Source organism: Vibrio sp. 1249-1 (genome assembly GCF_033340495.1).
The window spans coordinates 1-721 of record NZ_JAWOWJ010000494.1; the positions used below are offsets into that span (position 1 = coordinate 1).

General features: G+C 46.6%; 2 protein-coding genes. Both read left to right on the forward strand.

From position 1 onward, the window contains the following. Window positions 1-504: chemotaxis protein CheW (locus R7Z50_RS27185; RefSeq protein ID WP_318149709.1), on the forward strand; the 504-nt coding region annotated here is incomplete at its 5' end. A gap of 24 nt (window positions 505-528) precedes the next feature. Continuing rightward, window positions 529-721, forward strand: a 193-nt coding sequence (locus R7Z50_RS27190) for a response regulator (RefSeq protein ID WP_318149710.1), incomplete at its 3' end; no start/stop codon positions are given.

Below are 721 nucleotides of genomic sequence, written 5' to 3' on the forward strand. Positions count from 1 at the left end.
TTAAACGGCTCTATCGACATTGATTCAGAGCTAGGCAAGGGCACGAAGATCACCATCAAAGTGCCACTGACTCTTGCGATTTTGCCAACCTTAATGGTGGGTGTTGGCGGTCATCCGTTTGCACTACCACTTGCGTCAGTAAACGAGATTTTCCACTTAGATTTAAGCCGCACCAACGTGGTAGATGGTCAGTTAACCATCATCGTTCGCGATAAGTCTATTCCACTGTTCTACCTACAAAACTGGTTGGCGTCTAAGTCGCCTCGCGTGGAGCAACGCATCGGTCATGGTCATGTTGTGATTGTGCAGATCGGCAGTCAACGCGTTGGTTTTGTCGTCGACACGCTTATCGGTCAAGAAGAAGTGGTTATCAAGCCATTAGATAACTTATTGCAAGGTACACCAGGTATGGCTGGTGCGACGATTACCAGTGATGGTCACATTGCATTGATTCTTGATGTGCCAGATCTATTGAAGCAATACGCAGCAGCTTCGCGCATCTAAGCTGACGTAAAGAAAAGGAACAAAATGGCGATTAAAGTACTAGTCGTTGATGATTCGAGTTTTTTCCGTCGTCGCGTAAGCGAAATCATCAACTCAGAATCGCGCCTAGAAGTGATTGACGTTGCGGTAAATGGCAGAGAAGCGGTCGAAAAAGCCAAAGCTCTCAAGCCGGACGTCATCACCATGGATATTGAAATGCCAGTTATGGATGGCATTA